Below are 19,143 nucleotides of genomic sequence, written 5' to 3' on the forward strand. Positions count from 1 at the left end.
TACTTCACCCTTCCTTGTGCTTCAGGACCTCGGCGAGGCTCGGCGCCGCCCGGTCCGCTTTGGACATCAATGTGACCGGCAGCGGCCAGGGAATGGCGAGCTCCGGGTCGTCGAAGGCGATCGTCGTGTCCTCGGCCGGATCGTGCGGGCGGTCGATCCGGTACGAGATGTCAGCGGTCTCGGTCAGCGCCTGGAAGCCGTGCGCGCACCCCGCCGGGATGTACAGGGTCACCTGCGTCTGGCCGGACAGCTCGAAGAAGGCCCGGTTGCGGTGCGTCGGCGAGTCCGTCCGCAGGTCGACGACGACGTCGAAGATCTTCCCGTACGAGCACCGCACCAGCTTGGCCTCGCCTGCGCCGGAGCGCAGGTGCAGGCCGCGCAGCACGCCCTGGACCGAGCGGGACACGCTGTCCTGGACGAAGACGTTCGGGTCGAGGCCCACCGAGCGGACCACGTCGGCGTCGAACGTGCGGCAGAAGAAGCCGCGCTCGTCGGCGTACGGCGTCGGTTCGAACAGGTACGCGCCGTCGATCGCCGGGACTTCGGTCGCTTTCATGGAGTCTCCTGCGTGGCGTGTGCGTGGGTGTGGTCAGTCGCCGGGAAAGCGGCCGCGGTCAAGGCGGTGAACTGGTGCTCAAGGCGCCGGGTGGCGGCCAGGTTCCGCTCGACGAGAGTCCGCCGCAGCTCGACCGACCGCTGCTCCAGCGCCCGGAACTGCTCGAGCAGCCGGTCGGCGTCGACCTCGCGGGCCGGGTGGCAGTAAGCGGCAAGGCCCATCTCAGCCATGAGCGCGTCGCTCTTCGCCGCATAGCTGAGTGCGAGCGTCGGCGTGCCGACCTTCAGCGCGCACACCAGGTTGTGGTACCGGGCCGCCACCACGGAGTCGGCGGCCGCCATCTCCTTCATCAGTTCGGCGAGCGAGGCCGCATCGGCGGCGGTGACCAGCGGTGAGTCCACCGCGTCGAGGATCGCGTCGACCACCGTCCGGTCGACCTCGTCGCCGATGAGCAACCGGACAGGTCTGCCGTCCTCGACCAGCGTCCGGACGAAGCGGGTCGTCCCGTCGAGGTAGCGCCGGTGGATCTCCTCGGCCCGGGCACGGTCGTCGTCGCCGCCGTGGAAGGCCATGACCCCGACGCAGACCGTGCCCGGCGGACCCGATGGCTCGCCGGCCCGCAGCGTCGGCGACGTCGGCAGGGCGAAGGCGAGGTCCGGGTGGACCTCGTCGCGTGCGGTGTCCACGCCCATCGCCCGCATCGCGTCGCGGGACAGCTCGTCCCGGTACGACCGGTAGGTGGCGAGCCGCGCCGACCAGCGCACCAGGGCCCGGGTCGCCCGGTTGCCGATCGGCCCGGCGCCCACGCCGACCAACGCGACCCGGGTGCGCAGCAGCCGGCCACTCGCGCAGAGCAGGAACAGCGAGTACGGGAACCCCCACGGCCGCAGCGGCAGCGTGGCCTCAAGGACGCCCATGCCCGGCACGATCACCACGTCGTGCCGGCGCACCCAGGCGGCGGTGCGGACGACGTCGACGAGTTTGCCAAGACCCTTGCCCGCGACCGCGCCCGCACGTGACGCGGTCCGGTACTCGCCGCGGTACCAGTGCAGCCGCGTCGCGGGGATCCGGTACCGGGCCGTGACGACCTCGGGTCCGCCGCACAGCGCGTCCACGACCGCCTCCGGGTGCTCGGCGCGGAGGTACCCGAGCACGGCCTCCAGTGATCCGTCGTTGCCGAGGTTGCCGGAGCCGAGCAGGCCGAACACCCCTACGCGGGCGGCGGTCACGCCTGCCGCCCTTCGCGACTCTCACGACCGGCGACAAGGGCGTCGACGGAGACAGTGAGTTGGTCCATGTCGGCCGGGATCCTGTCCTCGACCCGCTCGCCCGCGCCCGGCCGGGCGCGGCTGGTCATCCACGCGGCCAGGTGGCCGTAGCACGCGCGCCGGTCGGCGGCGGACAGCGGCGCCCGCCGGATCGCCGCGACGAACCCCAGGACGTACTCGGCGAGCAGCCGGGGCGTCGGGTGCAGCGGGCCTGCCCGGCGTGGGTCAAGGTTGACGCACCGGGAGCGCTTGGAGGGGTTCGCCCGCTCGGCGCGGTTGGGGTGGTCGCGGCGGAAGTACAGCAGCTCCGGCACCTGGTGGAAGGGCCCGTGCAGGGCGATCTCGGCGACGAACGTGCGATCCGCGTGGTGGTAGCTGTCCATCCGCTTCACCCGGCGCAGCACGTCGGCCCGCATCACCCCGTAGAAGTCGTCGCCACCGGGCTCGAACAGCAGACTGCGGAAGCGCTCCGGCGCATGCGGGGAGTCGGTGGCGAGCCCGTACTCGTAGGGAACCTTCACCTGGCCGTCGCCGTCGATGACCGCCTGTCCGCTGTGCGCGAGGATCATCTCCGGCCGCTCGTCCAGCGCCTGCACACAGCGACGCAGCAGGTCGCGGGCGTAAAGGTCGTCGTGCGATGCCCACTTGAACAGCTCGCCACGGCACTCGTCGAACACGTAGTTGTGGTTCGGCGTGGCGCCGAGGTTCCGGGGCAGTCTGATGTACCGGATGCGCGTGTCCTGCGCGGCGTACTTGCGGCAGATGTCCTCGGTCCCGTCGGTCGAGGCGTTGTCGGAGACGACCAGCTCGAAGTCCTCGTAGGTCTGGCCGAGCAGGGCGTCGAGCGACTCGGCGAGGTACTCCTCGCCGTTGTACACGGGCAGGCCGATGCTCAGCCTGGGTTGGGCGGTCATGGCGTCCTCACTTCGGGGATGGGGTTGTGATGGCGCTCGCGCAAGGCGGACCGCAGTTGCAGCCACCACACGGCCGAGCCGCTGACGGTCGCGGCGGCGACGCCCCAAGCGGAGCCGACCGTCCCGGCGAGAGCCGCACCGCCGAGCCCGCCGCCGACGTAACAGGCGGAGGCGAACAGCTGGCAGCGCAGGCTGCGCCGGGCCGCGCCGAGCGCGCGAAGACCGGCCGCCGCGCCGGTGCCGAGGCCCGCGCCGGCGACGCTGAAGGTGACCGGCACGATGAGCTCCGATGCGGAGCTCCAGACGCTGCCCAGCACCAGCTCGCCGAGCGAGTCCGTCACCAGCAGCAGTGCCATGCCCCAGAGCAGCGCGGCGGCAGCCTGTCCACCGCCGAGGAGGAGGCAGAACCTGCCGAGGCGATGCGGGGCGTGTCGTAGCACCCGTGCGGCCTCCGGGACGGTGACCAGCGAAAGACCCATCAGCACGGCGAGGAACGGGCCGAGCAGCAGCTCGGCGCCCCGCACCGCACCGACCGCGCCGACGCCGACGATCGCCCCGAGCCCGTACGCCCGCAGCTGGCTCGCGCCGCTGAGGCTGACGTTCTCGATGAGGTACCGGGTGCCGAGATCGCGCTGCTCGCGCAGCCACCCGCGCACTTGGGCCAGCCGCGGCCGGATGCCGGACTGCAGGCAGCCGTACGCGGCGGCCACCGTGGCGGACGCGCCCCAGGCGAGCACGAAAGCGGCCACGCTGCCCACGCGGGCCGCCACGACCATGGCAGGGACGAGCGCGACGCCCCACACGACGTCGTTGACGAACGCCTTCCGCCCGGTGCCGGCGGCGAAGAACGAGAACCGCCAGGCGTCCTGAAGGAGCAGCCCCGGCAGCACGACGCCGAGGCAGGCGAACGCGGGCCCAAGCCGTCCGCCGAGAGCAAGCCCGGCCACCAGACACGCCGCGCCGATGGCGGAACCGATACAGAGCGCGGTACCCGTCGACCGGGCCACCGCCCCGCGCCAGGACGCTTCCGAAACGGCACTGAAGCGCACCACGAGCGGGTCGGTGGCAAGGCCGCGGGAGACGTTGAGCACCACGCCGTACGTCACCCAGGCGAGGCTGAACACGCCGAAAGCGGTCAGCCCGAGCGAGCGGGCCACGTAGATGCCCACCACGAAGTTGCTGATGCTGGAGGCGGCTTGGTCGGCGAGGCCCCAGGACAGCCGGCCGACAAGGGCCCGCTTGGCGGATCCGGCCGGTGCCGTCGTCTCCTCCTTTTCGGTGGGCATCGCCGTCATTCCTTGAGCAGCCCGGCGCCGTGCAGGGCGTCGGCCGCGGCGGCCACGGTACTGAACGGCAGTCCGGACCGCTCGGCGACGTCCAGCAGACTGTGCTCGCCGTCGGAGATGCTGAGCATCCAGAGCATGGCCATCTGGGCCTGCTTGGTGTCGCTGCGTCCGCCGAGAGCGTCGTACAACCCGCGTCGGCCGAGCTGTGGTTCGCCGTACGGGCTGAGGTTGACGTAGCGCCGGTTGCGGTCGAGGACGGCGAACGCCTCGCCGCAGACGGCGAGCGTGTCCGCCATCGCCTGCGGGGAGACGAAGTCCGGGTTGTCCGCCGAGGTGTGGTACTCGGGGTACCCGGAGTACGGGGTCCGGCTGAGCGAGCCCACACCGAGATCGAACCCGGGGGAGCAGTACTGCCGCTCGTCATAGCCGTACGGCGTGAACTCCGTGACGCGGTGCGGGCGTTCGGAGGCGGTGAGGACGTGCCGCATCACCCGGTCGATCTCCGCGTCGCCGCGCCTGCTCTGCTTGTACGTCAGGTCGCCCCGGTCGCCGGCGCAGGCCAGCACAAGCCCGTGCTTGACCTGGTCGATCCGCTCCGCGTTGCGCGCCAGCCAGGTGATCGCCCCGACGGTGCCGGGCGCGAAGATGAACCGGTAGGTGTAGTACGGCGTCTGCTCCGCAAGCGTCCGGGCCAGGAACGTCGCCACCGCGATGCCCGCCAGGTTGTCGTTGGCAAGCGACGGATGGCAGACGTGGCAGGAGACGATCACCTCGTCGGCGACCTGCCCGGGGACCACGTGTTCGGCGTAAGTGAGGTGGCCGTCGGCGAGGGTGGAGTCGACGCGGACCTCGTAGTCGCCGTCCGGCAGCGCGTCCAGGGTCTCCTGGGCGAGGCAGAACCCCCACTCCGGCTTGTAGTAGCTGGTGCGGTACGGCACCCAGGACGGGTGGTCCGGCAGCGTGTGGAGGTGTTCGCGCAGCTCGGAAAGCGGCATGGTCCGCGCCACCGGCACGCTGTAGCCGAGCACGTGCAGGCTGGACGCGGTGAAGTCGACGACGCGGTTTCCGGCGCTGTCCGCGACGTACGCGTCCCGGATGTTCCACTCCTGCGGCACCGTCCAGTCGAGCACCTGAGTCCCGGTCGGCACCTCGTGCACCGTCAGCGGGATGTACTCGCCGACGATGTCCAGGGTGGCGCGCACACCGTCCCCGGTGATGCTCCGGCACAGCGGGTACAACCGCTCCACCAGGGCGTGCATCTGTTCGCCAGGATCCGTCATGCGCGCCACCGCAGGGTGTCGTCGACGGCGCCGGCTTCGGTGGCCGCGCGCAGCACGGCGAGGCGGGTGAAGCGCCGCTCGAAGTCCTCCCGGGTAAGACCGAACTTCCGGTAGGCGTCGGCGAGTTCGAGTGCGCCCTGCTTGACCGTCCACTCGCAGTCGAAGCCGGGAATCGCGGCGCGGAACCGGGAGAAGTCCACCCGGTAGGACCGCGGATCGGCTCCGTTCTCCCCGGTGATCACCACCTTGGCGCCGGACACCGCCTCGGCGACCTGCTCGGCGATCTCGGCGACCGTGACGTTGTTGACCTCGCTGCCGATGTTGAACGCCTGGTCGTGCACCGCTTCCCGCGGCGCGGTCAGCGCGGCCGTGAAGGCCCGTGCGATGTCGGCGGCGTGCACGAGCGGGCGCCAGGGGGTGCCGTCGGAGAGCACGAGCACCTCGCCGGACAGGAGCGCGTGGCCCACCAGGTTGTTGAGCACGATGTCGGCGCGCAGCCTGGGGGAGTAGCCGAAGGCGGTGGCGTTGCGCATGAACACCGGACTGAAGTCGCCGTCGGCCAGGGCGTGCAGGTCGTCCTCCACCCGCACCTTGGACTCCGCGTACGGCGTCACCGGGCGCAGCGGGGCGTCCTCGGCCACCAGGCCGCTGCCGCCGGAGGCGCCGTAGACCGAGCACGTCGACGCGTACAGGAAGCGTTTCACCCCGGCCTCGCGGGCCAGCCGGGCGAGGTGCACGGACGCGTGGTGGTTGATGTCGTAGGTGAGGTCCGGCGCAAGCGCACCCAGCGGGTCGTTGGAGAGCGCGGCCAGGTGGATCACGGCGTCCACCCCGGCCACATGTTCGGCCGTGACGTCACGCAGGTCCACCCGGTGCCCCGGCGGGTCCGCGGGCGGCGGGCCGAGGACACAGTCGGCGAACAGGCCGGCGTCAAGGCCGACGACCTCATGCCCGGCCGCCGTGAGGACCGGGGCCATCACGGTGCCCAAGTAGCCCTGATGTCCGGTCAGTAGTACGCGCAAGGTTCATTCCCCCAGGTTGAGCGTGAGTTTGGTGACGGCGAACGCCTCGGCGTATCGCTCGTGGCATTCGATGCCGCGGATGCGGGCGAGACCGAGGAATGCCTCCCGGTCGTACCAGGGCCGGTGCCGCTGCGAGGCATAGTGCTCCTGCAGCAGCCGCACCTTCCGTTCGGCGACCTCCATCGACAGCGGCTGATACGCCGCCGGGCGGCCGAGATCGCCGTCCCACTTGACGATCTCGTAGCCGAGTACGAGGTGGTCGCGGAACGCGGTGGTCATCAGCTTCGCCAGGCCGCGGTGGTCCTGGTGCGCGTCATCGGTACGCGGGGCGAGCACGAGATCCGGCTCGGTCCGCGCCCGCAGCTCCTCGACCGCGGCCTTGGCCTCTTCCCACTGCGCGGGCATCCGGCCGTCCGCCAGCTTGAGCACGGTGAGGCGCAGATCGGCGCCCGGGCAGAAGGCGGCGAGCGCGGCCTGCTCCTCCTGCTCCCGCTCGCTGCCACCCCCGGAGAGCACCATTACGTCGACGCGGATACCCGGCCGCGCCAGGCACAGCGTGAGCAGCGTGCCGCCGGCGCCGATGGCGACGTCATCGCAGTGCGCGCCCACCGCGACGATCCTGTTCAGGGGCCCGGCCCCGAGCCGTATCACGCCCGCGCCCCCGCGCCGTCCCGCTCCCACACGGCCCACGGGCGATCGCCCCGGGCGTAGCCGGCGTCGAGCGCGGCCCGTTCCTTCACGGTGTCGGTCGGCTTCCAGAAGCCGCGGTGCTGGTACGCAACCGCCCGGCCGCGCTTGGCCAGTTGGGCGCATCCGTCAGCGACCAGGTCCCCGTTCTCCGGGATGTGGTCGAAGACCTCCTGGCGGAGCACGAAGTAGCCGCCGTTCTCCCACAGCGGCAGTTCGCTCACCGCGGTGATGCCCCCCACCAGGTTGTCATCGCCCAGGTCCACGACGTGGAACGAGGACTGCGGCGGCACCACCATCATCGAGGCACCGGCGTCGCTCCGGGCGAACCGGTCGATCATCTCCGGCAGCGGGGCGTCGGTGAGTACGTCGGCGTAGTTGGCGAGGAACATCTCGTCGCCGTCCAGGTGGTGCCGCACCCGGCGAAGGCGTTCCCCGATCGGTGACTCGATGCCGGTCTGCGCGAACGTGATCGTCCAGTCCGAGATGTCGGTGGACAGCAGCTCGGTCCGCCCGCCCCGCAGCACGAAGTCGTTGGACGCCGTCTCCTCGTAATTGAGGAAGAAGTTCTTGATGTGGTGCGCCCCGTACCCGAGACACAGGATGAACTCCGTGTGGCCGAAGTGCGCGTAGTAGCGCATGACATGCCAGATCAGCGGGCGCGGACCGACCATCGCCATCGGCTTGGGCACGTCGTCCGCCGCGCCGCTGCGCATCCGCATCCCGTAACCGCCGCAGAACAGTACGACCTTCATGCTGTCACCTCTTTCAAGGACGCGGCCTCGACGATGCTCAGTTCCGGGATGGGAAAGACGAGCCGGCCGCCCCACTCGTGCACGAACGACAACTGCTCGACCAGCTCGGCCCGCAGGTTCCACGGAAGGACGAGGACATAGTCCGGTTTGTCGGCGGCTATCCGCTCGGGCGGCAGGATCGGGATGCGCGTGCCAGGCGTGAACCTGCCGTGCTTGTAGGGGTTGCGGTCGACCGTGTACGCGAGCAGGTCGGGCCGGATGCCGCAGTGGTTGAGCAGGGTGTTGCCCTTGCCCGGAGCGCCGTAGCCGACGACCGTCTCGCCGCGCTCGGCCGCTGTGATGAGGAACTTGAGGAGGTCCCGGCGCACCTTGGCCACCCGGGCGGAGAACTCGGCGTACCCCGACAGCTCCTGGAGCCCGGCGGCCTTCTCCCGGGCAAGCACGTCGGCCACCCGCTGACTCGGCTCACCGGCCACCTCGGCAGGGCGGGCCCACAGCCGGATGGAGCCGCCGTGCGTGGACAGCAACTCGACGTCCACGAGGGCGAGTCCGCCGCTCGCGAGCGCCCTGATCGCGGACGCGACGGTGTAGTACTGGAAGTGCTCGTGGTAGATCGTGTCGTACTGGTTCTCCTCGATCAGGGTCAGCAGGTGCTGCACCTCGATGGAGACCCAGCCGTCGTCGGCGACCAGGGCGCGAAGCCCCTGGGTGAACCCGACCACGTCGGGGATGTGCGCGTACACGTTGTTGGCCACGACCAGGTCCGCCGGGCCGTGCTCCTTACGGACGGCCGAGCCGGTGTCCGGGCTCAGGAACTCCGTGACCGTGGGAACACCCGCCTCCCGCGCCACCGCGCCGACGTTCACCGACGGTTCGATGCCCAGGCAGCGGATCCCCCGGTCCACCATGTGCCTCAGCAGGTACCCGTCGTTGCTCGCGACCTCGACCGCGAACGCGTCGGGGCCAAGACCGAGCCGCTGGACGGCGTCGGCGACGAACGTGCGCGCGTGCTCCACCCAGGAGGTCGAGAAGGAGGAGAAGTACGCGTACTCGCTGAACGTCTCCTCCGGCGTGATCAGCGGCGGGATCTGCGCCAGCCAGCAGTCGGTGCAGACCTGCAGGTGCAGCGGGTACGCCGGCTCCGCCTTGTCCAGTTGGTCCGCGGCGAGAAAGCTCTCACATGGTGGCGTCGCCCCAAGGTCGACGACGCTCGCCATAGCTTCTGAGCCGCAGAGTCGGCATCGTGTCATGTGCTTTTCCCATCCCCCCTGCTCGCGCGGGTGTTTCCGCCGCGAGGCAGTGCTGACCGACCCGCGATCGCGGCTCGGTACTCCTCCAGCAGGCGCTCAAGCCCGACAGTCGGGCTGAAACCCTGTTCGTAACGGCGCCGGGCGGCCTCACCCATCTCCTTGTTGCGGGCAGGATCGGCCGCGATCCGGCGTATGCGGGACGCGAGCGAGGCGGCCTCGCCCGGCTTGTGAAGGAGCCCGGTCACGCCGTCCTCGACGAGTTCGACGAAGGCGCCGTGACCGGCGGCGACGGCCGGGACCCCCGCCGCCATCGCCTCCACGACCACCAGGCCGAACGCCTCGAGCCACGTCGAGGGGGCCACCACGGCGACCGACCGGGCGATGGCCTGCCGGCACTGGTCCGGGTCGTACAGGCCGACGTATCGCACGTCGTCCCGGCCGGCCGCCCAGGCGGTCACCTCTTGTTCCAGCGGCCCCGTGCCGGCGATCACGAGCGGCACGCCCACACCGCCGTCCGCACCGATCTCGTCCCACGCGGCCATGAGCAGCCGCACGCCCTTGACCTCCGCGAGCCGGCCGAGATAGAGCAGGTGCTCGCCGTCGCCCACTCGGACTGCGCCCGGATCGGGCACGAAGTTGTGCTTCACCGCGAGGCGTTCGGCCGGCATGCCGGCCTTGACCAGGACGTCGCGCTGGGCCGCGGAGATGCAGAGGAACCGCTCCACGCCGGACCACCACCGCCGCCGGTTGACCGACAGGCTGACCGCGAGCGGCACTGTCGCGAGCCGGGAGTTCCGGTAGCAGCCGTGCCGGACAGCGGGCAGGGGTGCGGAGCCGACGCACTCGGTGCACGGCCGGCCGTCCCGCTGGAGCGTGCCGGGCGGGCAGACCTGGGTGTAGTTGTGCAGCGTGGCCACGGCGGGCACGCCCGCGTCGGCACAGGCGGCGAGCACCGCGGGCGACAGGAGCGGGAAGACGTTGTGTACATGGACCACGTCCGGCCGCTCGGCGCGGAGCCGGGCGGCGAGTTCCGTGCGGACCGCCGGGTTCCACGGCACGAGGAGCGGCACCGCGGCCTTGGCGAGGAGGGACAGGGCGGCGATGTCGTCGCTGCGCCGCTCGAACACCTCGACCCGGTGGCCGGCCGCGCGCAGCAGCTCCACCTCCTGGTCGACGACCTTGTTCTCCCCGCTCGGCTGCGCCGAGGAGTAGCGGTTGTGTACTACGAGGACACGCATGCTCAGAGTCACCTCCTGGCCCATCGCGGGACACGTCGTCGAGAAACTTCGGCCATCGGCAGGGGAGTTGCCGCGACGGGTACCGCGAGCAGTGAGGCGGCAAGCGCCAGATGCAGCAGATACGGCGAGGCGTCGCCAAGACCGGCCTCGGTGTACGACGCGATCGCGCAGTAGCTGATCAGGAAGATCGCACAGGCCCTCTCCAGCGACGGGGGCCGCAGCAGCGCGACGCCGCCGAGCACGGCGATGAGCGTCGCCACCAGTGCGACACCGACCAGACCCTGCTCGTTGTAGACGGCCAGCCAGCTGTTGTCGATCGGCAGCCCGCCGAACGACTTGTCGCCGAGGCCCACGCCGAACACCTGCTCCGAGGCCGTCCGGGGCGCGGCAAGGAGGGCGTCCCAGACCTTGGCCCGGCCGGTGAGGCTGGACAGGTTCTCCTCGCTCTGTCCGCGCAGGAACCACGTCTGCAGTGCGGAGGCGAACCCCACCGCGGCGACCGCGGCGATCACCACCGCCCAGGTGAAGAAGCGGCGGGCGGCGGCACTGGTCAAAAGGAGCGAGCCGATTGCCAGCGTGAGCCCGACGATCAGGCCGAGCGTGGCCGTGCGGGTATGGGTCAGCGCCAGCAGGACGAGTGACGGCACGATGACCACCGTCGCGCTGGTCCTGTCGGTCCTGCGGCCCAGTACGAGCAGCACGGTGAGCCCGATGATCACCGCGGCGTACTGGCCGATCTGCGGTGGGGTGAGCGGCCACAACGCGCCGACGAGCCGCCCGCCGTAGATCTCGGGCAGGGCCGCGCCCGGTGAGATGACCAGGCCGGCGGCCACGGAGCCGAGCACCGCGAAGTACACCCGGATGTGGTGCCGGACGAACGTCAGATCGCCGTTCCACCAGCGGCTGAGCAGCCACAGCGTGCCGACGAAGAGAGCAAGCCGTGCGCAGCGGAACAGCGCGCCGAACCCGGACTCCAGATGCACGCTGGAGAGCACGCTCGGTACGAGCAGCAGGGTGAGCAGGAACAAGAAGGCGCCCGCCCGGATGCGCAGTTGGAGATTGACCGCGAGCGCCAGCGCGAACGCGGCGACCAGCGCGGCCATGGTGACCATCTGGATGAGGGAGCGGGGCAGCGGGATGATGGTCTTCGCCCCGGCGGAGCCGAGCGTGTTGAGGATCAGCAGGCCCCAGGCCGTCCCGACGAGCTTCGGCGTGTGGTCCGCGCCCACCTCAATCACCGTCCCGTATGCGGAAGGTGCTGCCCGTGTCCTGCTGGTACGGGCTGGACTGCCACTGCCTCACGTCGAGTACCCGGCTCGGGTCGTGGGCGACGAACTTCCATGGTCCGAGGTAGACGTTGTCGCGCCAGCGGTTGTGCTGCTTGCGGGTGATCGCCTCAGCCACCCGCTCGCCCTGGTACGGCGACCAGTCCGGATAGGTGCCGTAGTTGGCGAGCACGGCCATCCGGTCGCACTTCACCGTGCACTTGACGACGGACTTGTCGAGGACGAAGCGGTTGTCATGGATGTCCACCCGCTGGGTCTTCCACCGGCAGTCGGCGTAGAGCGGGGCCTTGGCGATCGCCGGCTTCGCGCAGCGGTCGGTGTTCTTCACCAGCAGCGTGCAGTCGCCGGACGAGGTGTTGGCCGGGCTGTTGCAGAACCGGTCGGCGTTCTCCCACAGGGTGATTCCGGACCAGTTGTTCTCCAGCACGTTTCCGTAGAACTCGATCTTGTCCGTACGGGCTTTGACCCGTGGTTCGCCGCCGGACTCGGACAGGTAGATGGTCGCGAACGGGAAGTTGTCGCCGCGCTCGGCGTATCTGCGGCCCTCGACCCAGTTGTTCCGCCGGATCGTGTTCTTCCGGATGACCGCGTTGTAGCTGGTCTCGTAGATCAGCGCGGCACCGTCGTTGGTCTCAAGGACGTTGTTCTCGATGCGGAAGTCGTTGTTGTTGGTGTCCGCCCACAACCCGGTTCCGCGGTTGTCGTGTACCCAGTTGCCGCTGATGTCGGCGCCGTTGACGGCCCAGAACTTGATGCCTCCGGTGCAGCCGCAGCCCTTCCGCCGCCGCTCCCAGTTGCCGGTGTTGTTGCCCACGATCTCGTTGCCCTCGACCACCAGGCCCTTGATGGAGTCGCCGGACTTGTACGCGTTCATACCGTACTGCCCGTTCTCGCGCAGGCAGTTGGCGCGGACCTTCTGCTGGGAACCGGCCATCAGTCCGGCGGCGGAGTTGTTCTGGATCGTCGAGTGCTCGATCACCCACCTGTCGGCCGAGTCATGGTTGACCACGCCCTCGTCGTGCGGCGCCACGAAACGTTGCACGGTGAGGTAGCGGATGGTGACGTCGCGGGCACTGCCGCCGAACGCGTACTGATTGGTCTTCCGTCCGTCGAGCACCGCGCCGGGCGCGCCGAGGTAGCGGTTCCCCTTCTTGGGGATGACCTGGGAGTAGCGGTCCGGATCGAGCCTGTGCTTGCCCGGCCGTAGCCAGAACGTCGTCTTCGGGGGGCTGCTCTTGGTCTTCGCGGCCAGGTCACCGACCTTGCCGGGGTCGACCGTCACCGCGCCCGCCGGTGCCTTCGCAGGACCGGCCGCGGGCTTGGCGCACACCCGGGCCACGGCCTGGACGGCCCCGGACGTGGATGGCTGGGCCTTCGGTTCCGCCGCTGGGGCGTCCGGCGTGCTGTCACAGCCGGTCACCGCCAGCAGGGCCAGCGCCAGCGGTGCCGCCGGCAACGCCCAGTGCCGCCACTTGATCATCACGTGTTCTCCCTAGCCGCGGAACCTGAGCACGGTGGTGAACCCCTCCGTGCCGTCGGCGAATCCTGTGCCGATCAGCGTGGTGGCGGGTTCCTTGCGCCCGAAGCCTGCGGAGTACCAGCCCAGCGGCGGGTCGCTCTCACCGCGGTGTGCCTGCCAGCGCAGCTGCCCGGGCAGGTCGAGCACCGCGAAGCGGTCCTCGCCCTCGCGGGTCCAGGTGAGCACCGCCCAGTTCCCCACCAGGTCCGCGACGATCGCCGGGCCGAGGTGGAACGCCAGGCGCACGGCCCGGCGCGGTCCGCGCACCTCGTCGATCACCTTCAACTCCTGGGTCGCGGCCGTCAGTTCCACCCGGCGGCGGTGCACGGTGCGCTGGTAGCCGTCGTGCTCGGCACACCAGCGGGCCGTCCCCCCGTCGGAGGTGTCGGCTGTGTCCGCGACCAGTACCCGGCTGCGGGCATGCCGGGTCCAGAGGAACGGGCCGCCGGAGACGGACTGGTCAGCGCCGTCCACTTGCAGCGTGTTGTGGCCGAGCGTCGACCGGAAGTACTGCCGCCACTCGGGCTGCCCGTGGTAGCAGAACGTCCCCGGGTCGGCGAGCACGTCGACCCCGTCGTGCCGGACCTCCACGGACAGCGCGTCCGCGTGGGCGTGCGCGGCGATGGACAGGAAGCCGTGCGGACCACCGTCGCAGCGGCACCAGATCCCTTCCGGGCCGCGCAGGATGGTGAGCCCCGCGTCGGGGAAGTGGGCCGGTCGGCTCGCCGGGCGGGTCACGGACAGTTCCGTGGGCTTGACGAGCGCGGCAAGCAGCGGGGTGCGCACATCGGTTCCGGTCACGTCCGGCCACCAGTCGCGCCGGCCGAACACGGCGTCCCCGGTGGCGAGCAGGGAGGCCCATCGGTCGGTGCCCGCGCCGTCCACGATCAGACCGTGCCCGTCGTCCGCGTCCCCCTGGCGCGGCGGCCGAAGCCGGCTGTCCACGATGGCCGCGAGCGCATCGGTCATCCGCAGCAGCACAAGGCGGATCGACGGGGGGACCGGCACGTCGGCGGCGTCCGCCTCGGCCACCGCCGCCAGGCCGAGCTCAAGGACGAGTCCGTGGTACTCGCTTGCCAACTCCCGGTTGAGGCCGGAGGCGAACGTGTTGCCGCGCAGATGCCGCTCAAGGGACCGCAGCGCGTCGGCCCGCCAGCGCGCCGACGACGGGAACCACCCGAAGGCGCACGCCCCGGCCAACTGCCCGGCGGCCTCGGCGATGACGTGGTTGTTCGCCGAAGACCCCCGGCTGGGGAAGGCGGCAAGCCAGCGCTGGTGGTGCCAGATCTGGTTCAGCGCCACCGGGTTGTCCTCGAACAGCTCGGTCACGCCCGGCCAGCCGTCGAGCAGCCTGCGGACCCACACCCAGGAAAGCAGCCGGATGCCCAGCTCGATGCCGCTGATCCAGTGCACGCCGCGCAGCGGCGGGTTGGCCGCCCACCACGACCGCAGGTGCTCGGCCACGCGCTCGGCGTACCGCTCGTCCCCGGTGATCGCGTAGGCGCCGGCGAGCACGGTGAGGTACTGATGCCGGGACAGCTCCCAGATCTGCTTGATGTCCCCGACCGCGTCCTCGTCGCGGTACGGCACGTCGAAGGCGTACCCGAAGGGAGCCCGGCGCCCGGTCTTCGGGTCGTACCACCAGTCCGGGTCGGCCAGGTCGTCGCGGGACACCCCGAAGTACTCGGCGTGCCCCTCCATCAGCCGATCCGCGTCGGCGACGAGACGTTTCGCCGCGTCCGAAGGCACCGCGGCGATCGTCCCGGCGGGCAGTACCGCGGTGAACCGGGCGCCGGTCACGCTCGGGCAGCCCGGCCGCGCCGAACGCCACCGGCGCCTGCGCACCGCGTCGCCCGCCCGGCCGCCGACCTCCCGCGGCCCCATCCGGGAAAGCCGCCGCAGGTACCAGACGGCGCTCATGGTCATCGAGCGCCCGCCAATGTCACGGGGGCGCCGCCGACCAGGCCGGCCTGCACGGCGAGGGTGGCCGCCGTGGTGGCGACGAGGGACTCCAGCGGCACCGGCATCGGCCCGCCGGTCCGCACGGCCCTGACGAACGCGGCCAGCTCGGCGGCCTGACCCTTGTCCCGGGCCTTGGGCAGCCGCGAACTGACCCACCGCTTGCGGCCGTCGTAGACAGAGGCACGGACGAAGTCGTCGAGCCGCAGCGCACGGCCGTCCGCGACCAGGTCCAGCGTCTCCTTGGGGAAACCGGCCGGGCCGGAAGTGACGTAGCTGATGGTGGCGGTGGACCCGTCCGGGTAGCGCAGCATGACCTGAAGGTCCTCGTTGCCGGACGCGGCGACCGCGTACACCGACACCGGGTCGGCCCCGAGCAGCCAGCTCACCGTGTCGATGAAGTGCCCGCCCTCGCCCGCGAACCGCGAGCCCTGGGTGCCTTGTTGGAGGTACCAGCTGCCGTGCTCGAGGCGGCCCGCGTTGACGAGGTAGCGGACGTTCGCCGGGCCGGTCCGGGCGCCGAACCGCTTCCTGGCCTCCTGCAGCAGCGGCGCGAACCGCCGGTTGAAGCCCACCTGGAGCCGGTCGTTGCCGGACTCCTCCACCGTCGCAAGGACGCCGGCCAGCTCGTCCTCGTCGAGAGCCAGCGGCTTCTCCACGAACACCGACTTGCCGGCGAGCAGTGCCTTCCGCGTCAGTTCGGCGTGCGAACTGTGCCGGGTGACCACGAACACCGCGTCGATGGACTTGTCGCCGAGCACGGAGTCGAGATCGGTGGTCGCCTCGGCGAAGCCGAACTTCCGCTTCGCGTTGGCCGCGGACAGCGCCGTCGTGGTGACGACGGTCGACAACTCGACGCCCTCGCGCTGAGCCAGATGCGGCAGCAGCATCGACGTCGCGTAGTTTCCCGCGCCGACGAACGCCAGGCGCACCGGCGCCTTGGCGGCCCGGGCCGGGGTGGACCTCGCGCCGCTGGGCCGCTTCACCGCGGGCACGGCCACCGACGGCGCTTCCATTTCCGCTCTGTCCTCAGCGGGGCCGGGGTACCGGAACAGGACAGCCACGGCCTTCAAGTCGCCGTCCTTCAGGCTCCGGTACGTCTCGACGGCTTCATCGAAGTCGGCGACGTGGGAGACCAGGGGCTCCACGTCGACGCGGCCACGGGCGAGGAGATCGAGGAAGCACGCCAGGTTGCGGCGCTCGGTCCAGCGCACGTAGCCGATCGGGTAGTCGCGCCCCTCCAGCTCGTACGCCGGGTCGTAGCGCCCAGGACCGTACGAACGGGAGAACCGGACGTCGAGCTCCTTCTCGTAGTACGCGTTCCACGGCAGGTCCAGGCGGCACTTGCCGATGTCGACGACCCGGCCCCGGTCCCGGCAGAGCCGGGCTGCCAGCTCGACGGGCTGGTTGCTGTCGCCGCCCGCGGCCAGATACACCTGGTCCACGCCGTGACCGCCGGTGAGCTCGGCGACAACAGTCTCCACGGCCGCGGAGGAGGGGTCGCCGCAGGCCGCGGCGCCCAGGCGCTCGGCGAGCTCGCAGCGCGCCGGGTCGGGGTCGACCCCCACGACGCGGACGCCCGAAGCGGTGAGGAGCTGCGCCACCAACTGCCCGATAAGGCCGAGGCCGATGACAAGCGCCACCTCACCGAGCCGTGATTCGCCCTGGCGGACGCCCTGCATCGCGATCGACCCAACGGTGCCGAAGGCCGCGTGCCGCGCCGCGAGGCCGTCGGGCACCGGGGCGTAGAGGTTCTTCGGCACCCAGTTCAACTCGGCGTGCAGCGCGTGCTCGTTGCCGGCGCAGGCCACGAGGTCGCCGACCTTCACGTCGTCGATCCCGGCGCCGACCTGCTCGACCACCCCGCTCAGCGAGTAGCCGAGCGGCGTGTAGGAGTCCAGCTTGCCCATCACCTTGCGGTAGGTGGCGGGCACCCCGTTGGTGGCGACGCTCTGTACCACCTTGGCCACCTGGTCCGGCCGGGAGCGGGCCTTGCCCACCATCGACAGGCCGGCCTCCGACACCTTCATGAGCTCGGTGCCTGTGGATATCAGCGAGTAGGCGCTGCGGACAAGGACACCGCCCGGCTTGCATCCCGGCACCGGCACGTCGAGCAGCGCGAGCTCGCCACTCTTGTAGTTCTGCACAACCTGTTTCACCGAAATCCTCTTGCTCTCTACTTGCTCTCTACGCCGTCAGGGATGAGTTCTGGCCGGTCCCGGAGGTCGCGCCGCGATACCAGTACTCAAGGGTCAGCACATGCCACAGATGCTTGGAGTAGTCCCGGTGCCCGGCGGCGTCCTCGGCGACCATCCGTGCAAGCGCGTCGCGGTTCAGGAACCCGGAACTGACGAGCACGCCGTCGTTCACCACCTCGCGCACCAGCGGTGCCAGATCCCGGCTCATCCAGGCGCGCAGCGGGGCGCTGAACAGGCCCTTGGGCCGGTACACGATCTCCCGGGGCAGGACCGACGTGGCCGCCTCCTTGAGGGCGGCCTTGCCCTGCCGCCCGACGATCTTGCGATCACCGGGCACGGCGAACGCTGCCTTGACCACCTCGACGTCCACGTACGGCACCCGCACCTCGGTCGACGCGGCCATGCTGGAGCGGTCCGTGTACGCGAGGTTCAGGCCCGGCAGGAACATCCGGGAGTCGCCAAGGCACATGCGGTTGACGAAATCGTCGAGGTCGTTGTCCTCGTAGATGTCCGCGTGCTCGGTCAGTACGTCGTCGACCGTCCCGGCCAGGTCCGGATTGATCAAGCCGAGCAGCTCGTCCTGGTCGTACATGGTGTAGCTGCGCCGGAACGCGGTCTCCTCCGGCAGATCGGCGAAGGAGAGGAACCGCTTCGCGAAGCGCACCGACCGGTAGCCCCGGCGGGCCGTGGCGACCGGCAGCCGGTCCACCACCCTGGACAGGCCACGCCGCAGGGGCCGCGGAACGCGCTGGTAGCGCAGCGCGAGCGTGTTGGCCAGGTGCTTGCGGTACCCGGCGAACAGTTCGTCGGCGCCCATCCCCGAGAGCATCACCTTGACCCCGGCCTCCTGGGCGGCCGAACAGATCAGGAAGGTGTTGATCGCGGCGGGGTCACCGATCGGCTCGTCCAGGTGGTACGTCATCTGAGGCAGCAGGTCGAGCACGTTCGGGGCGATCTCGATCTCGTGCAGGTCGACGCCGAACCGCTCGGCCACCTGCCGGGCATAGCGCAGGTCGTCCGGCATCGCCTCGAACTTGGCGTCCTCGGGGCGGAAGGCGATCGTGTACGCGGAGATCCCTGGCTGGTGACGAGCCGCGAGGGCGGTCAGATAGCTGGAGTCAAGGCCTCCGGAGAGGAAGGTCGCCACGGGTACGTCGGAGAGCATGTGCTGCCGGGTCGACTCCTCGACGATGGCGGCCAGATCCGGCAACTCTCCGCTCCTGGCCCGCTCCTGGCCCTCGGAGGCGACGTCCTTCAGGTTCCAGTACTGCCCGCGCTCCACCCGGCCATCGGGCCGGCACCGCAGCCAGCTCCCCGGCGGCAGCTTCTCCGCCTCGCGGTACGCGCAGCGCGAGTCCGGCACCCAGTAGTAAAGGAGCGAGGCCACAAGCGCCGCATGGTCCACCTCTAGCGACCCGCCGGTCACGGCGGCGAGCGCCTTGAGCTCGGAGGCGAACACCAGACCCCCGCCGCGCCGGAGCACGAACAGCGGCTTGATGCCCAACTGGTCGCGGGCGATCACCAGTTCACCGGTGCGCTCGTCGAAGATCCCGAACGCGAACATGCCGCGCAGCCGGGGCAAGCAGTCCGTGCCCCAGCGCCGCCAGGCCTCCAGGAGAACCTCGGTGTCGGAGGTACCGCGAAAGCGCACCCCGGCGGCCGTCAGCTCGCCGCGCAGCTGCGGGGCGTTGTACAGCTCGCCGTTGTACGTGAGGGAGAGGCCGTCCGAGACCATCGGCTGGGCGCCGGTCTCGGACAGGTCGATGATGGACAACCGGCGGTGCCCGAGGTGCACTTCGCCGTCACCGACGGGATGGCTGTACCGGCCCGCCCCGTCGGGGCCGCGGTGGGCGAGGATGTCGGTGAGCCGGTCGGTCACGACCTTCCCCTCCGGCCACCGGTAGGTGCCTGCGATGCCACACATG

General features: G+C 70.7%; 15 protein-coding genes. All 15 read right to left on the reverse strand.

Going from position 1 to position 19,143, the window contains the following annotated elements; genetic code table 11:
- Window positions 1-4 precede the first annotated feature (4 nt).
- The 15 genes from rfbC to asnB are packed head-to-tail and all read right to left on the reverse strand — an operon-like array spanning window position 5 to window position 19,142.
- Window positions 5-556: a dTDP-4-dehydrorhamnose 3,5-epimerase gene (rfbC, locus tag ACGFX9_RS30740; protein ID WP_393479907.1), complete on the reverse strand. Its 552-nt coding sequence runs from the start codon at window positions 554-556 to the stop codon at window positions 5-7.
- Window positions 553-1,785 (reverse strand): polysaccharide pyruvyl transferase family protein, encoded by a 1,233-nt coding sequence (locus ACGFX9_RS30745; RefSeq protein WP_393479910.1) that lies wholly within the window; start codon window positions 1,783-1,785, stop codon window positions 553-555. Before ACGFX9_RS30745 ends, rfbC begins: the two co-directional genes overlap by 4 nt.
- On the reverse strand, window positions 1,782-2,738 hold the full coding sequence (locus ACGFX9_RS30750; RefSeq protein WP_393479915.1) for a glycosyltransferase family 2 protein: 957 nt from the start codon (window positions 2,736-2,738) through the stop codon (window positions 1,782-1,784). The genes ACGFX9_RS30745 and ACGFX9_RS30750 overlap by 4 nt, the downstream gene beginning before the upstream one ends.
- Complete coding sequence (locus tag ACGFX9_RS30755) at window positions 2,735-4,033, reverse strand: hypothetical protein (protein WP_393479919.1); 1,299 nt, start codon at window positions 4,031-4,033, stop codon at window positions 2,735-2,737. Before ACGFX9_RS30755 ends, ACGFX9_RS30750 begins: the two co-directional genes overlap by 4 nt.
- Window positions 4,030-5,304: a DUF4910 domain-containing protein gene (locus ACGFX9_RS30760; RefSeq protein ID WP_393479923.1), complete on the reverse strand. Its 1,275-nt coding sequence runs from the start codon at window positions 5,302-5,304 to the stop codon at window positions 4,030-4,032. The genes ACGFX9_RS30755 and ACGFX9_RS30760 overlap by 4 nt, the downstream gene beginning before the upstream one ends.
- Window positions 5,301-6,326 (reverse strand): NAD-dependent epimerase/dehydratase family protein, encoded by a 1,026-nt coding sequence (locus ACGFX9_RS30765; protein WP_393479927.1) that lies wholly within the window; start codon window positions 6,324-6,326, stop codon window positions 5,301-5,303. The genes ACGFX9_RS30760 and ACGFX9_RS30765 overlap by 4 nt, the downstream gene beginning before the upstream one ends.
- Window positions 6,327-6,329: 3 nt before the next feature.
- Window positions 6,330-6,977, reverse strand: coding sequence for a PIG-L deacetylase family protein (locus tag ACGFX9_RS30770; RefSeq protein WP_393479930.1), 648 nt, complete (start codon window positions 6,975-6,977; stop codon window positions 6,330-6,332).
- The gene (locus ACGFX9_RS30775) at window positions 6,974-7,768 is read right to left on the reverse strand and encodes a glucose-1-phosphate cytidylyltransferase (protein ID WP_393479937.1); all 795 of its coding nucleotides are present in this window, start codon (window positions 7,766-7,768) and stop codon (window positions 6,974-6,976) included. The genes ACGFX9_RS30770 and ACGFX9_RS30775 overlap by 4 nt, the downstream gene beginning before the upstream one ends.
- A complete protein-coding gene (locus ACGFX9_RS30780) occupies window positions 7,765-9,018 on the reverse strand; it encodes a class I SAM-dependent methyltransferase (protein WP_393479941.1) in 1,254 nt (417 codons plus the stop codon). Before ACGFX9_RS30780 ends, ACGFX9_RS30775 begins: the two co-directional genes overlap by 4 nt.
- Complete coding sequence (locus tag ACGFX9_RS30785) at window positions 9,015-10,256, reverse strand: glycosyltransferase (RefSeq protein ID WP_393479946.1); 1,242 nt, start codon at window positions 10,254-10,256, stop codon at window positions 9,015-9,017. Before ACGFX9_RS30785 ends, ACGFX9_RS30780 begins: the two co-directional genes overlap by 4 nt.
- 8 nt (window positions 10,257-10,264) lie before the next feature.
- A complete protein-coding gene (locus tag ACGFX9_RS30790; RefSeq protein ID WP_393479950.1) occupies window positions 10,265-11,485 on the reverse strand; it encodes an O-antigen ligase domain-containing protein in 1,221 nt (406 codons plus the stop codon).
- A gap of 1 nt (window position 11,486) precedes the next feature.
- Window positions 11,487-13,022, reverse strand: a complete 1,536-nt coding sequence (locus tag ACGFX9_RS30795; RefSeq protein ID WP_393480432.1) for a right-handed parallel beta-helix repeat-containing protein — start codon at window positions 13,020-13,022, stop codon at window positions 11,487-11,489.
- Window positions 13,023-13,034: 12 nt separating this feature from the next.
- A complete protein-coding gene (locus ACGFX9_RS30800) occupies window positions 13,035-14,987 on the reverse strand; it encodes an alginate lyase family protein (RefSeq protein ID WP_393479955.1) in 1,953 nt (650 codons plus the stop codon).
- Window positions 14,984-17,179, reverse strand: coding sequence for a bi-domain-containing oxidoreductase (locus tag ACGFX9_RS30805; protein WP_393479960.1), 2,196 nt, complete (start codon window positions 17,177-17,179; stop codon window positions 14,984-14,986). Before ACGFX9_RS30805 ends, ACGFX9_RS30800 begins: the two co-directional genes overlap by 4 nt.
- Before the next feature lie 28 nt (window positions 17,180-17,207).
- A complete protein-coding gene (gene asnB / locus ACGFX9_RS30810; protein ID WP_393479966.1) occupies window positions 17,208-19,142 on the reverse strand; it encodes an asparagine synthase (glutamine-hydrolyzing) in 1,935 nt (644 codons plus the stop codon).
- Window position 19,143: the final 1 nt, after the last annotated feature.

Origin of the sequence: Streptomyces sp. NPDC048436 (genome assembly GCF_043200355.1) — a bacterium.
In the GTDB taxonomy this organism is placed as follows: Bacteria; Actinomycetota; Actinomycetes; order Streptomycetales; family Streptomycetaceae; genus Streptomyces.